Source organism: Desulfonatronum parangueonense, from assembly GCF_054656975.1.
The window spans coordinates 3,084,561-3,100,799 of record NZ_BAAHXH010000003.1 but is presented as its reverse complement, the minus strand read 5'-3'; the positions used below and the strand labels follow the sequence as shown (position 1 = coordinate 3,100,799).

At 49.8% G+C, this 16,239-nt stretch carries 10 protein-coding genes and 1 tRNA gene; 4 read left to right on the top strand and 7 right to left on the bottom strand.

The window, feature by feature from the left end:
* Positions 1 to 699: 699 nt before the first annotated feature.
* A tRNA-Phe gene (locus ACYQ15_RS14050) sits at positions 700 to 775 on the top strand.
* Between the two features lie 406 nt (positions 776 to 1,181).
* On the opposite strand, the gene ACYQ15_RS14045 is transcribed toward ACYQ15_RS14050, so the two are convergent.
* From ACYQ15_RS14045 to ACYQ15_RS14025, 5 genes are all read right to left on the bottom strand, one after another.
* Positions 1,182 to 2,672, bottom strand: a complete 1,491-nt coding sequence (locus ACYQ15_RS14045) for a DUF1302 family protein (RefSeq protein WP_459938134.1) — start codon at positions 2,670 to 2,672, stop codon at positions 1,182 to 1,184.
* Between the two features lie 251 nt (positions 2,673 to 2,923).
* Complete coding sequence (locus tag ACYQ15_RS14040) at positions 2,924 to 3,700, bottom strand: outer membrane lipoprotein-sorting protein (RefSeq protein WP_459938133.1); 777 nt, start codon at positions 3,698 to 3,700, stop codon at positions 2,924 to 2,926.
* Positions 3,701 to 3,978: 278 nt separating this feature from the next.
* Complete coding sequence (locus ACYQ15_RS14035) at positions 3,979 to 4,866, bottom strand: N-acyl amino acid synthase FeeM domain-containing protein (protein WP_459938132.1); 888 nt, start codon at positions 4,864 to 4,866, stop codon at positions 3,979 to 3,981.
* Positions 4,867 to 5,079: 213 nt separating this feature from the next.
* Positions 5,080 to 6,126: an NAD-dependent epimerase/dehydratase family protein gene (locus ACYQ15_RS14030; RefSeq protein ID WP_459939590.1), complete on the bottom strand. Its 1,047-nt coding sequence runs from the start codon at positions 6,124 to 6,126 to the stop codon at positions 5,080 to 5,082.
* Positions 6,113 to 8,710 (bottom strand): putative bifunctional diguanylate cyclase/phosphodiesterase, encoded by a 2,598-nt coding sequence (locus ACYQ15_RS14025; RefSeq protein WP_459938131.1) that lies wholly within the window; start codon positions 8,708 to 8,710, stop codon positions 6,113 to 6,115. Before ACYQ15_RS14025 ends, ACYQ15_RS14030 begins: the two co-directional genes overlap by 14 nt.
* 1,455 nt (positions 8,711 to 10,165) lie before the next feature.
* Here ACYQ15_RS14025 and prsR point away from each other — a divergent pair.
* From prsR to ACYQ15_RS14010, 3 genes are all read left to right on the top strand, one after another.
* On the top strand, positions 10,166 to 11,569 hold the full coding sequence (prsR, locus tag ACYQ15_RS14020) for a PEP-CTERM-box response regulator transcription factor (RefSeq protein ID WP_459938130.1): 1,404 nt from the start codon (positions 10,166 to 10,168) through the stop codon (positions 11,567 to 11,569).
* Between the two features lie 130 nt (positions 11,570 to 11,699).
* Positions 11,700 to 12,053: a hypothetical protein gene (locus tag ACYQ15_RS14015; RefSeq protein ID WP_459938129.1), complete on the top strand. Its 354-nt coding sequence runs from the start codon at positions 11,700 to 11,702 to the stop codon at positions 12,051 to 12,053.
* Positions 12,054 to 12,643: 590 nt separating this feature from the next.
* Positions 12,644 to 14,272: a sigma-54-dependent transcriptional regulator gene (locus ACYQ15_RS14010; RefSeq protein ID WP_459938128.1), complete on the top strand. Its 1,629-nt coding sequence runs from the start codon at positions 12,644 to 12,646 to the stop codon at positions 14,270 to 14,272.
* Between the two features lie 135 nt (positions 14,273 to 14,407).
* Here ACYQ15_RS14010 and ACYQ15_RS14005 read toward each other — a convergent pair whose 3' ends face one another.
* Both ACYQ15_RS14005 and ACYQ15_RS14000 read right to left on the bottom strand, forming a co-directional pair.
* Positions 14,408 to 15,601 carry a hypothetical protein gene (locus ACYQ15_RS14005; RefSeq protein WP_459938127.1) on the bottom strand — a complete coding sequence of 398 codons (1,194 nt, stop codon included), beginning with the start codon at positions 15,599 to 15,601 and terminating at the stop codon, positions 14,408 to 14,410.
* Positions 15,595 to 16,230 (bottom strand): GNAT family N-acetyltransferase, encoded by a 636-nt coding sequence (locus tag ACYQ15_RS14000; protein WP_459938126.1) that lies wholly within the window; start codon positions 16,228 to 16,230, stop codon positions 15,595 to 15,597. The genes ACYQ15_RS14005 and ACYQ15_RS14000 overlap by 7 nt, the downstream gene beginning before the upstream one ends.
* Positions 16,231 to 16,239: the final 9 nt, after the last annotated feature.

Here is a 16,239-nt window from a genome sequence, read left to right as displayed (position 1 = left end):
GTCTTGCGGACTGCCGGGCGGTATGAATCACGAAAAACTGGTCCTTCCGGATCAAATCCATGATCCCACAACACCGGCTACGGCTTGGGCTATGGCCGGCAACATACGGTATTTGCGTGGACGCATAGTCCGGCGATGTTGCAAGAACAGGACATTGGCCCCCGAGTGACCGGCCGGGGCTGGCCCATGACGATTGCTCCTTTCCTTGGCTACCACTTTCATCTTCAGGCTTGTACAAGTCTATCCCTTTTACTCTACTTTCTTCTGGCAGTCTCTTTCTTCACGTACCGTTTACCGATCAGCAAGGAAACCTCATGGCGAACATCCGGATGCCCAAGTTCTCGCATGCCTTGAAAACAAAGTGATCTTCGGAAAAACTTTCAATGCGCTTTTGAAATATCCACAGCCCTTGCCGAGCTGCAATCGTCAGAACGATGGCCTGCATACGCAATGCGTAAGACCGAGCCTGAACAAAAGCTTCCTTGCGATCTTTTGCCGTGGCCATGTCATGTTTGGTTCGATCAAAACAACAGCACTTTCCTCGCCTTTTGTCGGATCGACGCCAAGCACATAGTCCGGCACGTTCCGCTCGTTCCTGCCCATGCAGGAAATCTCTCACACAAAGACCTGTTTTTTTCTGCGAAAGAAAAACCTTGCCAAAGGCAAAACTCTTGGCTATATATCCAATCTTTCGTTCGCGCCGAGGTAGCTCAGTCGGTAGAGCAGGGGACTGAAAATCCCCGTGTCGGCAGTTCAATTCTGTCCCTCGGCACCATAAAAATCAAGGGGTTAGGCCAAAAGGCTTAACCCCTTTCTTCGTTTTCACTAATGGCAAGCTTCTACCAATCCCCACCGGTGGAATGCCATTATTGGTTTGTTCGGGTGCTGATTCTCGAGAGGCGGCATTGGAAAAAGTCATTCTCGCGAAGGCGAGAATCCAGGCCGTGCTTGTCGCAGGTATTTGAATAGCCATTTTTTTCTGTTCAAGCTGAGCAGTTGCCAAAAAGCTATGTAATCGTTCCCCGGTACTCTGTAGCGGTACTCGGCATCGGGCTCGGGATCGTTTTTTAATAAAACCTGGCGAACCCTCAACATGGTTTCGCTTATTACTCGTCAATACGGCAGTAAGCCGAGTAGCTTCCGCTTTGGCGACAAAAGCCGACGACCTGAAAGGGAAGGTGCTAGAAATAGTATCTGATCATGCAATAGATCTGGTCATTGTTTTGATACTGTCCCAGAAACGTATCCGCACTGCCTTCAAAGAAGTCCAGTCCCAGGGTCAGTTCCCAGTTCTGAAAATACCGCAGCACAAGATGGGGATTCAGCATGACGCTTTTATCCCGAAAATTATAGTAGTACCGGATCACCGCCTCAAAGTTGCCCCGCCAGAACTCCTTGCTGATTTCTCCGTTCATGGAATAGTCGTGGCGATTCCAGTACAGGATTCTTTGATCATATCCGAAGATCACGTGATGCCCGAACTGAAGATTGACATACCAGTCCCGCTCTCCAAGATAGTCCACCCCAAGGACGTAATGCAAAACCGCCTTGTCCATGGAAACAAGGTCCCGCGTCAGGAATGAGCTGCGGTCGAAATATGCGCCTTCGCCGCGCAAGCCGAACCCGTTGACGGTTGTTTCCATCTCCAGTCCGAAAATGTTGGATCGTCGGTATTCAACATCAATCCCTGAGCCTGTCCGCTCCGTCGACAACACCGGCAAATGAGGGTGGAACGGGTCCGATGTGAGATGCGTCAGCGGGTTGTTGAGAACGTGCGGCAGCTTTTCCCATGCATACAGATAGCTTGCCGCGACGTCCCAGCCATCGAACGTCCTGGCTGTCCTAATGCCCCAGTCTCCGGTGGTCAGCCGACGAGGGGGCTTGTTTTCGGTTACCGAAATATGATCGATCCGGGCTTGCAGATCCTGCGGCAGGGGGGATTGCCGGAGGACTTCCTTGATGTGCCCGAACATGGCCCAGTCCGTTCCGAAGTAGTCCAGCCTGGGGGGCTCGAAAAAGGGGATGTAGACGCCTTCCAGGGTGAACCAATCCGAAAAGTGGCGGACTCTGGCCATCCAGTTGGGCAGCTTGCGTTCCTCGATCTCGGGGAGAAGAAATTCGCGTAGATCATGCGGATTGAGGTTGTCCACCGGACTGATTCCGTCCGCCTTGCCCCAGCGTACCCGCTGCCTTCCCAACCGGATCTCCCACGGGAACCTGGACCAATGCATGAATCCTTCGAAAAGTTCCAGATAATAGTCATCCGTCTTGTTTTCCGGCCCGAACCAGAGATAGTCGGACTGCACCGATGCCAGGAAAAACAGATTCGTGGGAGTTGCTGCTTCAGCCCGTTGGATATTCGGTGTCCACCTGCTTTCCAGGCGAATCCGGTTGCGCAGCATTCGGGTATGTTCGAAATCAGCGGACTTTCGAGTATCCAAAGCCGTCTTCAGTTCCACGATGCCGCTCAGATCGATGGTTTTCGGCAAAAAGGCAGGAGTTTCCTCAAGAGGCTGGTCGGCTGGCGGGGAAAAAATCAGCACCCCTGGGCCTTGGGTCTGGGCAATCGTCTGCTCGGTTCCGGCCTGCTCCGTTGCCGGAGCATGGACGGGTAAACCCAATTGCCAGAAAAAAAGCGCAACGATGAACAAGGTGAAGCGAATAATCTGCATACGCATATCCGTTATTTCTCGTATCAACTCTCCTCAGCCGAGTAGCTGCGAAACCTTGCTGAGGGATTATTGCTCAACGGGTTCCTCGTGCCATTGCGTCTATTTTAGAGACGTCTGCAAGGGTACGCCTCTACAATGCAAGGAATCGCGGGAAATTGTGAATTCGGGAAGTTTATACCGTCGCACCATCCACGGACCTGCAGGGCGCCTCTTGCGGGCGTCCAACGTTATCGCTGTATCTAGAAGGAACGCTACCAGTTTTCCAAATTCTGCTGCGTGAACAGGCTGTCCGCCAAACCCAGATTGTAGCGAATCTCCTTAGTTTTCAGGATGGTGCTGTGACCGGAGGTCAGATCTTCCATGACGACCTCGGTTTCAGTCCAGATTCCCTGGATGTCCTCCAGGCGCAAGACCCGGTACTGCTTGATATGCTGATCTTGCCTGTCAAAGTAGTCGATTTTCAAGGGTACATCCAATTCCTGAGCAACCCAGATTCTGAGAAGCCCGTATTGTGAGTCACTGTCCGGCTTGGGCCTGCTTTCCAGGATCCAGGTGGCAACACCTTCGAGAGTTTCGCTGCCCGTGAGTTGATGTTCTGAATCGTCCACAGGCCGTCGCTCCATGTCCTCGTAAGTGAAATCCGAATTCACGAAGCTACGCCCCTTCTGGGATGCGGCAATGCGGCGGGTGCGGTTCAGGGCGGGCAGAAAAATGAACTGCTCCGTTGCGCCCCGGCCGTCTTCAATGGAAAGAAAACCTGTTCCGCTGATGTCAGCCGGAGCAGTAAAGCGCATGAATGTTTTCCGAATCGGTCCGTCCTCTTTGGTCAGCATCGTCATTTCACGGACACGCCTTTGGCCCCCCGGGCTGACAAGCTCCATGACCACACGACTCTGCGAATCCTGTCCTACATCACGATCATGTACGCGTTGGGCAAGTTCCCGGCCTGAGGGAGCCTGCTCCATACCCAGGGAAGTCAAAGGCATGTACATCAAAATAAAAAAGGCTGTAGCTATGATTGTCCTCATGAAAAATCTTCCAGGATGAAATGTTTCAGTATAAGCGGCCAAATACTTGATTTGCTGAGTAGTTACGGCCAATTTTTGTAACTACTCAAGAAGGTAGGGCGATGAGTTTTACCGTGCAAGGAGTTTCTCGGGATGAAGTTTCGTGATTCAGCTACTGGGGCCACGCTCCAGCCGGAACTTGATCCTAAGTGCGTTACACCGCTGCCGCACTGGGGTGCGGCGCTCCCTGGATTTAACCGTTGATTGCCAAAAGTTTATAGCAGTTACTCAATTTATTTTCATAATTTGATCCGACTTTCCGGAAAGTGCAGGGTTGGATACAAATTTTGGAAATACTCTCTCTGTCTTGATGTCAGTTTGTCGAAAATTTTTGGTTTTTTGTTCAAGAAATAGAGGAATGTTTCCTCATCCATCCGTGAACAGTTTTTGGCAAAAATCCTGTCTACAAACAACCTCTCCGCGACGTTGCTCATTTTGCAAAAAAAATTATACAAATTGCTTTCAAAATCATAATCTTTATAGACTTCCATCAACCTCTTATCGATCTTGTTAAAATTGATCCGCAAGGCAACAGCTGGAGCTTCAACAGCAGGATAATACTTTTCTTTTCCGAAATCTTCGAACAACAATATGGCTTTATAAAACTGTACATGTTTCGGGTTGACCATGATGCAGATATCGTTCACCTTGGCCAATCTTGAATATTCAAACATTGTTTTCGCTAGATAAATCATGAGATTGCACCAGCGAAGCTCCTTGGGAGTCGCCAGTGCCGAGAGTTCGGTCACCTTCCTGCCACGGTTACGTAATTGATCAACTTCCCTCCGGTACAGGGAGTCCATGGGAAGACCGAATTCGCGGCTGTCTTCAATCTGGGTCAACGTGGAAATGACCGTTAAATAGCTTTTGAAAATATAAACGCAAGTGGAGGGCAAGAAATTGTAGATATTATAGGCAAGCTCTGAAGGATGGGGTTTTATGTATCCCTTTTCAAGATATTCTTTGTAGACCAAAGAGTATGCTTGTTCCAGTTCACCTTGAGTTTCAGCGATCTTGATGCTGGGTCGATCTATTTTGTCCAGGTTCGCCTTGAGCAGGGCTGAACGCCGAATTCGGATCGTTCGTCGGCGCTCTTGATGTAAATTCGAATCGTATTCCTGCTCCATGAAGACGAAACCTGTGATAATCGTTTTTGAAGCTCCAGGTGACCTGATTTATCCAGGGGGGGGCGCTATCCCAATAACTGGATGACAATGCCGACAATCGGCACTTGTTGATGTCGATTCTCCGAGAAAAAAGGCGAAGCGTACCTTGGGGCATATTGATGTGCGACGTATTTGCTTCTCCGGAAAGCCGGCGTCGCGACTCCTTGCTGAGGATCAATTTGGTTGCTGACCGGTGCCCATCTCGCGGACATACCATTGAGCGGCCCTGTTCAGGCCGTCATGGACCGAGTATTTCGGGTCGTAGCCCAGCAACCGGGCGGCTTTGGAAATGTCCGCCAAGGAGTGACGCACGTCGCCGGCCCGGAAGTCCCGGTAGCGGGGCTTGATTTCAGCGGCAGCCGGATTATGCGCCGCAACCAGGTCGCGGATGAACCCGAACAACTCATTCAAGGTCGTACGCTGACCAAAGGCCACGTTGTAGACCTGGTTCGCGGCGCCTTCGTTCCGGGTGCAGGCAGCCAGGATATTGGCTTGCACGGCATTATCCACAAAGCAAAAATCGCGGCTGGTCTCTCCGTCCCCGTTGATGAACGGCTCCTGGCTTTGCAGCAGAACCGCGAACCATTTGGGTATCACCGCTGCATAGGCTCCATCCGGGTCCTGCCGCGGGCCGAAAATGTTGAAGTAGCGCAAACCGATGCTCTGAAACCCGTAACAACCGGAGTAGACCTCGGCATACAATTCGTTCACGTATTTCGTCACCGCATAAGGAGAAAGCGGCTTGCCGATGACATCTTCATGCTTGGGCAGGCCAGGGTGGTCGCCGTAAGTCGAACTGGACGCGGCATAGACAAAGCGGTCCACTTTGGCGTCCCGTGCGGCAGTAATCATGTTCAGAAAGCCGGTGATGTTGTTTTCATTGGCTTCGATGGGATCTTCCAGAGAACGCGGAACACTGCCGAGAGCCGCCTGATGCAACACATAGTCAACATTGGCGACGGCATGCCGACAGGCCCCGTGATTACGGATATCCGCTTCCATGAGCTGGAATTTTTTCCATTGTTTAGGAGAGACGAGGTTCCGAACTTCATCCAGATTCTTTTGATAGCCGGTGGAAAAGTTGTCCATGCCGACCACCTGCTGGTCCAGCCGGAGCAGGGTTTCCACCAGGTTGGAGCCGATGAAGCCAGCTGCACCGGTGACGAGCCAAGTTTTTGGGGCGTGTCGCAGTTCATTCAGGATACGGTCATATGAGGAAATGTTGTTCATCTGGCAAGTTCCGATACATCCCGGGTTCGAGTGTTTTGCGCGCCTGAGCCATTTTGGAGGACCATGGAAGCGCACATTGTGGTGTCAGGAGATTATTGTGCAGCAACTTCCCCGCTAACTTGCCCTCCAGGGGTTTGGAAAAAAGATACCCCTGGACGTAATCGCAATTCATTTCCTGCAGCAGGGTCAACTGTTGGCGAGTCTCCACGCCTTCGGCGACAACTTCGATCCCGAGACTATGGGCGAGCATGATCGTGGTCCAGACCATCTCAAGGTAATCGTTGCCTTCAGTCAGCCTGCCGATCACCGAACGGTCGATCTTGAGATTGTCGATGGGCACGAAAGGATAACGCTGGAGATGCAGCAATGCTGAACAGCCGAGGCCAAAATCATCAATGGAGAGCTGAACGTCCAGTTCCTTCAGCCTGATGAGCAGCTCGCCGACATTCTCCGAATTCGCCAGCGCCTTGCCTGAAAATTCAAGTTTCAGGCTCCGTACATCCAGTCCCGTGGCCTCGAGTACGGACTGAACGCTGTCCACGAGTTCAGGGGGGGAAAACTGGTCCAGGAAAAGGTTGACGCTGATGGTCAACGGAGGCTCGGAAGCGTGGTTCAACTGCCAGGTGCGCATTTGCGAGCAAGCATCGCCGAGTACCCAATGGGTCAACGGGATAATTTGTCCGTTTTTTTCAGCCAATGGGAGAAACTCGTCCGGTAGCAGCAAACCAAGCTTGGGGTGTTTCCAGCGAATCAAGGCCTCAAATCCGACTATCCTATTGCCGTTGATTCGATAGATCGGCTGGTAGTGAAGCCAGAATTCACCATGATCCAAAGCTCTGGAAATATCATTCATGAGCGAGTTGCGCCGGTGCGCCAGCCGCCCATTCGTGGGCCTCAGAAGATGGATTCCGCCCTTGTTTTGAGTTTTGGCCTTGTACATGGCCATGTCCGCATCCCGCAACATCTCCGTCGCCGTGTCGTATCCCAGGGAGAGAACCAGACCAATGCTTACGTTGCAGACAATTCCCTGCTGCCCCTGGACAGGAAAAGGAACGGACAAGCCCTCGCGAATCCGGTTCAGGATACTCACGGCTTCGTTTTCATCTTCAATGCCATCCAGCAGCGCGACAAACTCATCACCGCCGAATCTGGAAACCGTATCCACGTTTCGCACGGATTTCACAATGACTTGTGATACATGGACCAGCAACTGGTCGGCCAGGAGATGACCATAACTGTCGTTCACGGTCTTAAAATTGTCGATGTCCAGAAAGGCCAGGGCAAAAAGATTATCTTTTTTGCGCTTGGTCTGCTGCAGGGCCATGTCAATCCTGTCCAGAAGCAGGGTCTTGTTGGGCAGCCCCGTGAGGTGGTCGTGAAATGCCTGATGCAGCAGTTTCTGGTCGGTTCGTTTCTGCTCCGTGACATCTTCAACCATGGCTATGAAGGAGCAGTCGGGATCGTTCCATGTGCCCGTGGCGAACCCGTCAAACTGCAACAGGCGAGGTTGCCCGTTCGCTGCAAGCATTTCCATCTCATGTTTCGAGACAGAACCTTGTTCTTGAAATTTGCGAAATAATTCCCGGCACTGGTTGATCGAGACGCAACTCCTCTTCCACCAGCTCATATTCTGCCCCTGCAGTCCATCCTGGTTTTTGTAACCAAGCATGTCGGCAAAAGTCTGGTTGACGTGGATGATGGTGCCGTCAGCCGATATCCTGACCAAGCCACGTCGAGACATTTCGAATAAACGCCGGTATTGCAACTCATACGGATTCTCCGCTTCTTGACCCATGAATGGAGAATCATCTTCACGAACGACCACGAGTCTGTTCCAGAAATTTCGTCCAGCCGTTTCAGGAATGTGGTGCATGTACAAGGTGACCGGGATTCCTTTTCCGCCGCGGGTTCTGATGGTTCCGGATATCGCACGGCGCTGCGGATCCGAATCGGCAGGAAGATCATCGCAAGCCGCCGCAGAGTCGATCACGGATGCAAAAGAAACCGGCGCACGGGTACCGTCCTGGCCAAGTCCGGTCAAGACGCCAAACGCATGGTTCCAATGAAATATTTCATCATTGTGGTCGACTATGCACAGGGCCGGCCCATGCTTGTCCAGCAAGGTAAACAGTGCCGCATTCTGGTCCATCATCTGATTCCACTGTTCGATGACATGCAACACCTCCCGGGCCTGCGCTTTGGATCTTATCGGATGGTGCTTCAAAGGAAGCTGATGCGTATTGCGTCGGATGCGTCCCTCAAGAACAATAAATGGGCTGAACTGAAGCAGGGTTTTGAATATTTCGGAAGGCAGGCCCTCTTGCGGAAACTGGAGAAGGATGGCTGTGGGGTGGCGTTTCTGAAACCCATTGGTGATTATCTTTAAGAAATCTTCCAATTTTTGCAGGAGCGGATGCAGTATGGCCATGTCAAAGCTGATGTCCACCGCGCAAAAACCCTGCTCAATGCCGGCCACGATCGTCTGCTCAAGCTTCTCCATGAACAGCGGCAATATCAGTTTGCCATACTTCATGTAGTTTCGCGGATCTATGAACTCGACCTGTTCTTTCCGCAATCCATGTTCCTGTAGCTCGCTGTACGCCGAGAGAAAGCAAGAATGGCCTTGGGATTCGGGATCAGTGATACAGATGCAGATCGCTTCTCTCTGCATTGCGCCAAGCCAGTGCGCCCGATTATTGACCCGCAACTCATTCAAATTCGAATAAACCACGGCAAGACAGTCTCGGGGCCGGATTGAGGAAAAATTTTTTGGAGTATGCAGTATCATATTGGAGTGTGTTTTTCCGGCCAGGAGAAATTCCCGTCACGCATGCGACACGGTTCCTGGTTTATGGTATCTCGGCAAGCCAGAAACAATGCCCTGATGGATACGTCCGGATGTGTTGAGCAATCTTCAAGATGTATGCCAATATTCGAAGCTGTTGCATTTTTTGATAATCCTTTGTCTGTGCTTCGTGTGAGGCGTCTCTATTTTAATCACCCTGCTGTTGCGCAACCGAGGCAGAGTTGCTGCAGTTTTTGATTTGCATTTGATTTTAAGGGGTTGTCGTTCGATTTATCCGGCGCAAACAGAAAGTCCGCAAGTCCGAAAAATTTGGATTTGAAAGAAATGGCTGATCTGTCAGGTGCCTGCGTTGTCGAATTTTTTTACACTGAATGATCAAGATTTTTGCTGACGGAACACGTGTGCATGGCCGTCAACTTTACAGTAACGCTTTACTGTTATGAAATTTTTTGAGTAATTCTGTTTCGTCACCATTGCAGGTGGCGCACTTTTTTCCACAATCAGGTTTTGTCGGGATGGTTTACAGTTGCTCGAAAAAAAATATTTAGCCTCGCAACAACTCTGGAGAGGGATACTTGAAGTCAACTGGTGCTGTTGAGAATTGCCAAAATGAGACGCTCCCGAACCTTTGGGGTTGGCATAAAAGATGCTATCAGCAGGGGTGGGGACTAATCAGCAAAATTCGAGAAGAAGGCCTGAATAGGGATAACGCCGGCGTTGACGGGGTGACTGATATGGAATCGACTTCTTGCGACAAGTCATTCCGGCGAAAACCGGAATCCTGTGCAGATAGATGCTCAAATCCGGTTGGTTAAGCCTGTGGCCAGCGTAACACTCCTTCGGTTTCGTGCCATCAAGCCGTTGTACAACCATAACACGAGACTGTGCTCCTGGCGTTAGCCTCCGGCGTTGATGAACGCTGCCCGGTTCGGCCAGATAGTCGATCCAGCCAAAACAGGTAAACCAGCCTCAGTATCCCCGGGAGTTGGCTGAGAACAAATTTGACCTGCATGAACACGCCTTGTCTTGTTCTTTGCGTCCAGGTTTGTGGTGAAGGAGTAAGTTGCTCATTCAACGGGGAGTTCCATTTCTTGAATCAGCTTGGTTTCGAAATACCGTTTCCAAGTATGCCCGCACCTTGCATCCTGTCCAAGTTTTCTGGAACGTGGATCATGCAAAGCACCATTCCTCCTGCGGTTGCGAGGTAAAGCCCGGAACGAAAACATGAACAAGCTGCTTGTCGTCGACGACAACGAAGACATTCGAAAACAACTCCGATGGGGCCTGGGGCGGGACTACAGTCTGGCGCTGGCAGTCGACGCGAATGATGCCCTTGAGCATTTTCGCAAGCACAAGCCTGCCGTGGTCACTTTGGACTTGGGGCTGCCTCCGCATGAAGACAGCTCCCAGGAAGGTTTTCGGTGTCTCTCGGAAATTCTCAGACTCTCCAGTACCGCGAAGGTCATTGTCATCACGGGAAACGACGGTCATGAAAACGCTCTCAAGGCCATCCAGATGGGAGCATACGACTTCTACCACAAGCCCATTGACCTGGACGAACTGCGAATCATCATCAAGCGCGCTTTTCACCTTGCCTCTTTGGAAGAAGAAAATCGCCATCTGCTCAGCCGTTCCTGCCAAGGGCTGGAGGAAGGTCATGGAATCATCGGCCAATGCCAAAAAATGCAGAGCGTCTTTGACTCCATCCGCAAAGTTGCTGATTCCGATGCTTCCGTCCTCATCACCGGCGAGTCCGGCACTGGCAAGGAGCTTGTGGCCAGAGCCGTTCATGCCACGAGTTCGCGTCGCAAGAATGCCTTCGTGGCGATCAATTGCGGCGCCATTCCGGAAAACCTTCTTGAATCCGAATTGTTTGGGCATGAAAAAGGAGCCTATACCGGTGCGCATTCCCGAACACAGGGGAAGTTTGAGTTTGCGCATCAGGGAACCCTTTTTCTTGATGAGATTGGCGAATTGCCACTTTCCTTGCAGGTCAAGCTGCTCCGTTTTCTCCAGGAAAAAGTGATCCAGCGCGTTGGAGGACGACAGGACATCCAGGTGGACGCACGCATTGTTTCAGCCACGAACATCGACATTGCCCAGGCATTGGCCTCTGGTTCCTTTCGGGAAGATCTGTTTTACCGGATTGGTGTCGTGACCATAGACTTGCCGCCGTTGCGGGAGCGTGGGGACGACATTCTTCTTCTCGCAAACCTTTTTTTGCGAAAAAATTGTCGAGAATTGAACAGAAAAAGCGCCGGCTTCAGTCAGGAATCCACTTCATGTCTTTATTCCTATGAATGGCCTGGCAATGTGCGGGAATTGGAAAACAGGATTCAACGTGCAGTGATCATGACAAATACGCCATTCATCGAACCGGAAGATCTGGGCTTTTCGGAAAAAACGGAAAAGCCGGAAAGCTCAAGACCCAGGGTGCAAGCGTCATTGGCGAGCACGTTGCGCGAGAGCCGGGAAATGCTGGAACGGCAGATGGTTCAAAACGCCCTTATAGACAATGACGGAAATGTCGCCAAGGCCGCGGAAGCCCTCGGCGTTTCCAGGCCGACATTGTACGATCTCCTGAAAAAATACCAGATCTCGCCTGCAGCAATGCACAGAGGCGGATAGGCTGTCGAAAAGAACGAGTTTAGAGCAGAGATGAACAGAAGCTGCGTTTAGCACATTAATTGCATTGGCGCCAGAGGCTTGAAAACAGCGGATATGCGCTACGTCACGTCCAGCCCTATCGAGGTATAAAATGCAACAAGCGAAAGCGGACATGCGAAAGTCTCCCCGCAAAGAAGTACTGGCGCCAGCGGTTATTCACATGGAAAAGGATGGGAAAGTTTATAGATCACAAGCAATTGTGAGGAACATTTCTCCGGAAGGAATGCTTGTTGCGCTTTATGATTACGACGAGGATCTGAAAAACTTGGATTTGGAAAACGTAACTGCCAGGATCCGTTTTCGCTGCTCGGACGCGGATATGGAGTATGTCGCTTCATGTCTCACCAACCGGGCGGAGAAGTTGGCCTATTCGATTCAGATCAGCGCGGTGATTACAAATATGAGCCCGGAGCATTTTCAGGCAATGAAACGTTATTGCTCCTGAATGCTTGAAATATCAAAGGTTTGTCTTTTTTTCTGTGCCGACGGCATTGCTTCTGAAGGCATGTTCGGATTGTGATCTGAACAGAAAAGCATTTCTATCCTCATACCCGGACGGAAATGGTTAGGGCGTGCGATGATCGGTCCATCTCCCACTGTCCATAAACTTCAAAGCGTTGCGTGCAACAAAACAACAACATTTTTGTTGCATGCAACATTCTCTTGGCGGACAGCGACAAGTCTTGAATCTGATCCGCCAAATCTTGCATTCCGCCGTAAACACATACATTTCAGTCCTTCGAACAGAAGGCGGGAGGGGGGGCATGGAACTTGCTCCCTCTTGCTGGTTGAAATTGTCTAAATCATCTCCAGTCAGCGTGTTACTTTTTATTAACAATCTGCAGGGACAAAGGGCGACCAATGAGCGCTCAAAGAGGCGCTATTCCGTTTTTTCCGGACGATCAGTCACCACTCAACCAGCAGGACTTGGGGCGTATTTATAATATAATCAGAGCTGGGATCATCAACACACGAGCCTGAAATAAATTATCGCCAGGCTGATTCTGACTTGCTAAATTTTTCCATGGGGTTGATATGGCTCGCGTTTTAATCATTGATGACGACCAGATCATTTGCAACGTACTCTCAAAAAAGATTGAGCGGCTTGGGCATGAAGTTCATTGCTCCTATACCATCAGCAGGGGATTGGAGATCGCCGCCTGCACTGATTTTGACGTCGTCTTTCTGGATGTGCGCCTGCCTGACGGCAATGGTCTTGAAGCCCTGCCAATGATCAACAAGGGAACCATGCCACCCGAGGTGATCATCATCACCGGGGATTCGGATCCGGACGGCGCTGAACTGGCGATCCGCAGCGGAGCATGGGACTATATCCAGAAACCATCTTCCTTAAAATCGATGGTGTTCCCGTTGATCCGGGCATTGCAATACCGAGAAAAACGAAAGGCTTCCTCGGCTTTGAAAGCCTTGAAGGTTAACGGAATTATCGGCAACAGCGCCAGGATCAAGACGTGTCTGGACCAGGTGGCCCACGCCGCCGACAGTGAATTGTCCGTACTCATCACCGGGGAAACAGGAACAGGCAAAGAGCTGTTCGCCAGGGCCATTCATGACAACAGCGACAGAGCCGGTGCACGTTTTGTTACCGTCGACTGCGCTTCCCTGCCCGAGAATCTCGTGGAGTCAGAACTGTTCGGTTCCATCAAGGGAGCCTTTTCCGGAGCTGTTTCCAACCGGGACGGCCTGATCATGCGAGCCAACGGAGGTACATTGTTTCTGGACGAAGTAGGGGAACTTCCCGTTGCTGTGCAGAAGAAATTTTTGCGCGTGCTGCAGGAGCATTGCTTCAGGAAGGTCGGCGATAATCGAGAAATCAGGAGCGATTTTCGTCTGGTTTGCGCCACCAACCAGAATCTCGAAGCCATGTCCGATAATGGAGACTTTCGTCCGGACCTCCACTTTCGGTTGAAAGCAATGCATGTCGAGCTGCCTCCCCTGCGAGAGCGGAAGGAGGACATCAAGGAAATCGCCGTACACCACATGAACAAGATCTGTGAACATTACAGGATGCCGACCAAGGGCATGTCGCCGGAGTTCGTGGAAGCCCTGCTAAGCCATGACTGGCCGGGCAACGTCCGGGAGCTGCTGAATACCCTGGAGAACATTCTGGTTGGATCAAAGGATGAACCAATCCTCTATCCGCAACATTTACCCATGAACCTGCGAATCAAGGCCAAACAGGCAAGCCTGAACCGGGAACCGTTACAGGATCACACACCGGATCAGCTGAACTTCCAGAGCTTGAGTCCTGATGACGACGATTTTCTCGTTGACAACAACCTGGCCCAAAGCGTCAATGCCGACGAGATGTTGCACAGTTCAGTGGAGAAGCCCTTTGCCCAAACCATCTCTCCAAACATGCCGTTCCCGACCCTGCGGGAACTTCGCGAAGTGACCGTCAGCGCAATGGAAAAAAAATACCTCGAGGAACTCCTGCACCGCTCCGGCGCCGACCTGAACGCCGCGTTGAACCTTTCCGGTCTCTCCAGGGCGCGATTCTACGAGCTGCTCAAGAAACACTCCATGCCGTTTCGAGTATCTTCCGCCAACGGCCAGGATCACATTTCCGGTACATCATCGAAGTACATGACCAACTCTTTTCAAGAGCACAATGAGTGCTCCAGTTCATGTCATACATCCTAAAACGGCTAACCTGGTTGCTCTGAGGGTAAATGGAATTTCTGATTGGTTACAGATGTTTTGTTAGCTGAAAAAGCATGAAGCATGTTGATGTTCTCTGAAGTTCGGCCAAATGATTCAAAAATTTGAAGCCATAATTTATTTGGCACGGCTAGATAGCTTAATTATCTTGGAATAGATGGAATTAAAATTCTTGATCAAAATTGGAACAGGATCATGCAAGTTGAGCATCGAAAAGACGACTGGAAGACGAAAAATTCGTAAAAGGTCACGAAAAACTAACTTTATTTTACGCTCTTTAAAAAGAATGAGCAGGTAGTGCACCTCGTTAATATAACTGACTTTTCTGGTTTGTTTTTGTTTTGCGCCATTTTTAAGTCCGATCAAGTCCGCATAAGCAGCCCATACGAGATCCACTCCAGCGCTGATGGCGATTGGGTGAAACATTTCGGGGCGAATGCTCATTTCAATGAAATACAGCTTATCTTGATGTCTTTTAAATTCAATGCCACCGATCCCACGTGCATCGATATTACTCAAAAAAAGTGCGCTCAGTTCCTCCAAATCCTTTATTTCTTCCGTGACACCTGAAGCCATAACGCCGTTGCCTATAGGGTATTGACGGATTTTTCTGCCAGTGCAGGAGTAGATATTTTGACCGTCCTTACTTCTGTAAAACAAGCAAAATTCCACGGTATCATCATCACCCGGAATGTATTCCTGGGCAATAAGCATGGTTTGTCCATCAATATACCTACGGGTATTTTCTAAGAAAATAGTCCTATCTTTCAATATTTGGGTTTTGAATAAAAATTTCCCTTTTTTAGACCAGACAGATGGCTTCAACAAAACTGGAAAACTTAATTCATCAGCTGCTAAAGACATGTCTTCGAGGCTACAAATTACTTTTGACTGAGGGACAAGTAAGCCGTTTTTTCTGGCAATGATATCTGCTTGATCCTTGCTGAGCATGGATAGGGCAAGTTTTGGATGCATAGAACATGGTTTAGACCATTTCTGAAGATGGTCATCTTCTTGAGCTACCCATGTGGCGACTACATCATCATTAAAAAATAAAATTGGCTTATCAGGAATCTTAAATGTTTCCCACCAATGCTTAATTGAATCAAATGTTGATGCGGCAGTGGCAGCCTTGTAAATATTCTTGCTTGAAGTGCAGTAGCGGCTTACTGCAAGAGGCCGGATGTCCGTATCAACTCCGGCGATAAAAACGGACACACCATGTTGATGAAGACTCCGCATGATCGCCAAGGAGCTTCCAAAAGATTTGTTGTTGGTGACCAGCAAGGCAGGCGGGTACTTTTTCAACATACACCAACAAAATTATTGGTTGATGTTGGTAATATTTTATAAGATTCTTTGCCAAAGCGTATAGAAGTTCGCAACTTTCCAACATGCTTAAAACCTATCTTTTTATGTATAAAGATGGATTTGCTATTTGAATGATGTATTTGGCCAAAAATTCGGACACCATTTCCAATCTCTTGGCAAATGTAATGTTCTAGGATTCTAAAGATTCTACGTCCTCTGAATTCCGGATCTGTAAATCCTTTGGCAACTTCTCGTGCAGGAGATCCACACCAAGCGGAAGCGTCTTGCACGAAGATCACGCTCACCACTTTGCCTTCAATTTCAGCCACATAAAAAGCAAGAGATTTTTGTACTTGCGATAGAACATATTGGTCCGATTTTTTTTTAGCCGCTTTAGGCACGAATTGATCCGGCCAGATTCGTATAATATCAGGGATATCATGGTGGTTTCCCTTGCGTGTAATCAAACCAGGGATCGGTTCGAGGGTTTGTGAATTGTTCACATCGTATTCAAATAGTTCCATATCCCACTGGTTCCAGATATTCCTGTGCAATAGGCTGATGAAAAACTTTAAGTCTCCATCCGAAATCACTTTTACGGTTTGACGAATTTTTCTCAATAAGGACATATTGCACCT

Excerpts from the sequence above, each read along its gene's own strand:
- ACYQ15_RS14040 (WP_459938133.1), bottom strand. The coding sequence starts at position 3,700 with ATGAGGACAATCATAGCTACAGCCTTTTTTATTTTGATGTACATGCCT.
- ACYQ15_RS14005 (WP_459938127.1), bottom strand. The coding sequence starts at position 15,601 with ATGTTGAAAAAGTACCCGCCTGCCTTGCTGGTCACCAACAACAAATCT.
- ACYQ15_RS14015 (WP_459938129.1), top strand. The coding sequence starts at position 11,700 with ATGCAACAAGCGAAAGCGGACATGCGAAAGTCTCCCCGCAAAGAAGTA.
- ACYQ15_RS14000 (WP_459938126.1), bottom strand. The coding sequence starts at position 16,230 with ATGTCCTTATTGAGAAAAATTCGTCAAACCGTAAAAGTGATTTCGGAT.
- ACYQ15_RS14035 (WP_459938132.1), bottom strand. The coding sequence starts at position 4,866 with ATGGAGCAGGAATACGATTCGAATTTACATCAAGAGCGCCGACGAACG.
- ACYQ15_RS14045 (WP_459938134.1), bottom strand. The coding sequence starts at position 2,672 with ATGCAGATTATTCGCTTCACCTTGTTCATCGTTGCGCTTTTTTTCTGG.
- ACYQ15_RS14010 (WP_459938128.1), top strand. The coding sequence starts at position 12,644 with ATGGCTCGCGTTTTAATCATTGATGACGACCAGATCATTTGCAACGTA.
- prsR (WP_459938130.1), top strand. The coding sequence starts at position 10,166 with ATGAACAAGCTGCTTGTCGTCGACGACAACGAAGACATTCGAAAACAA.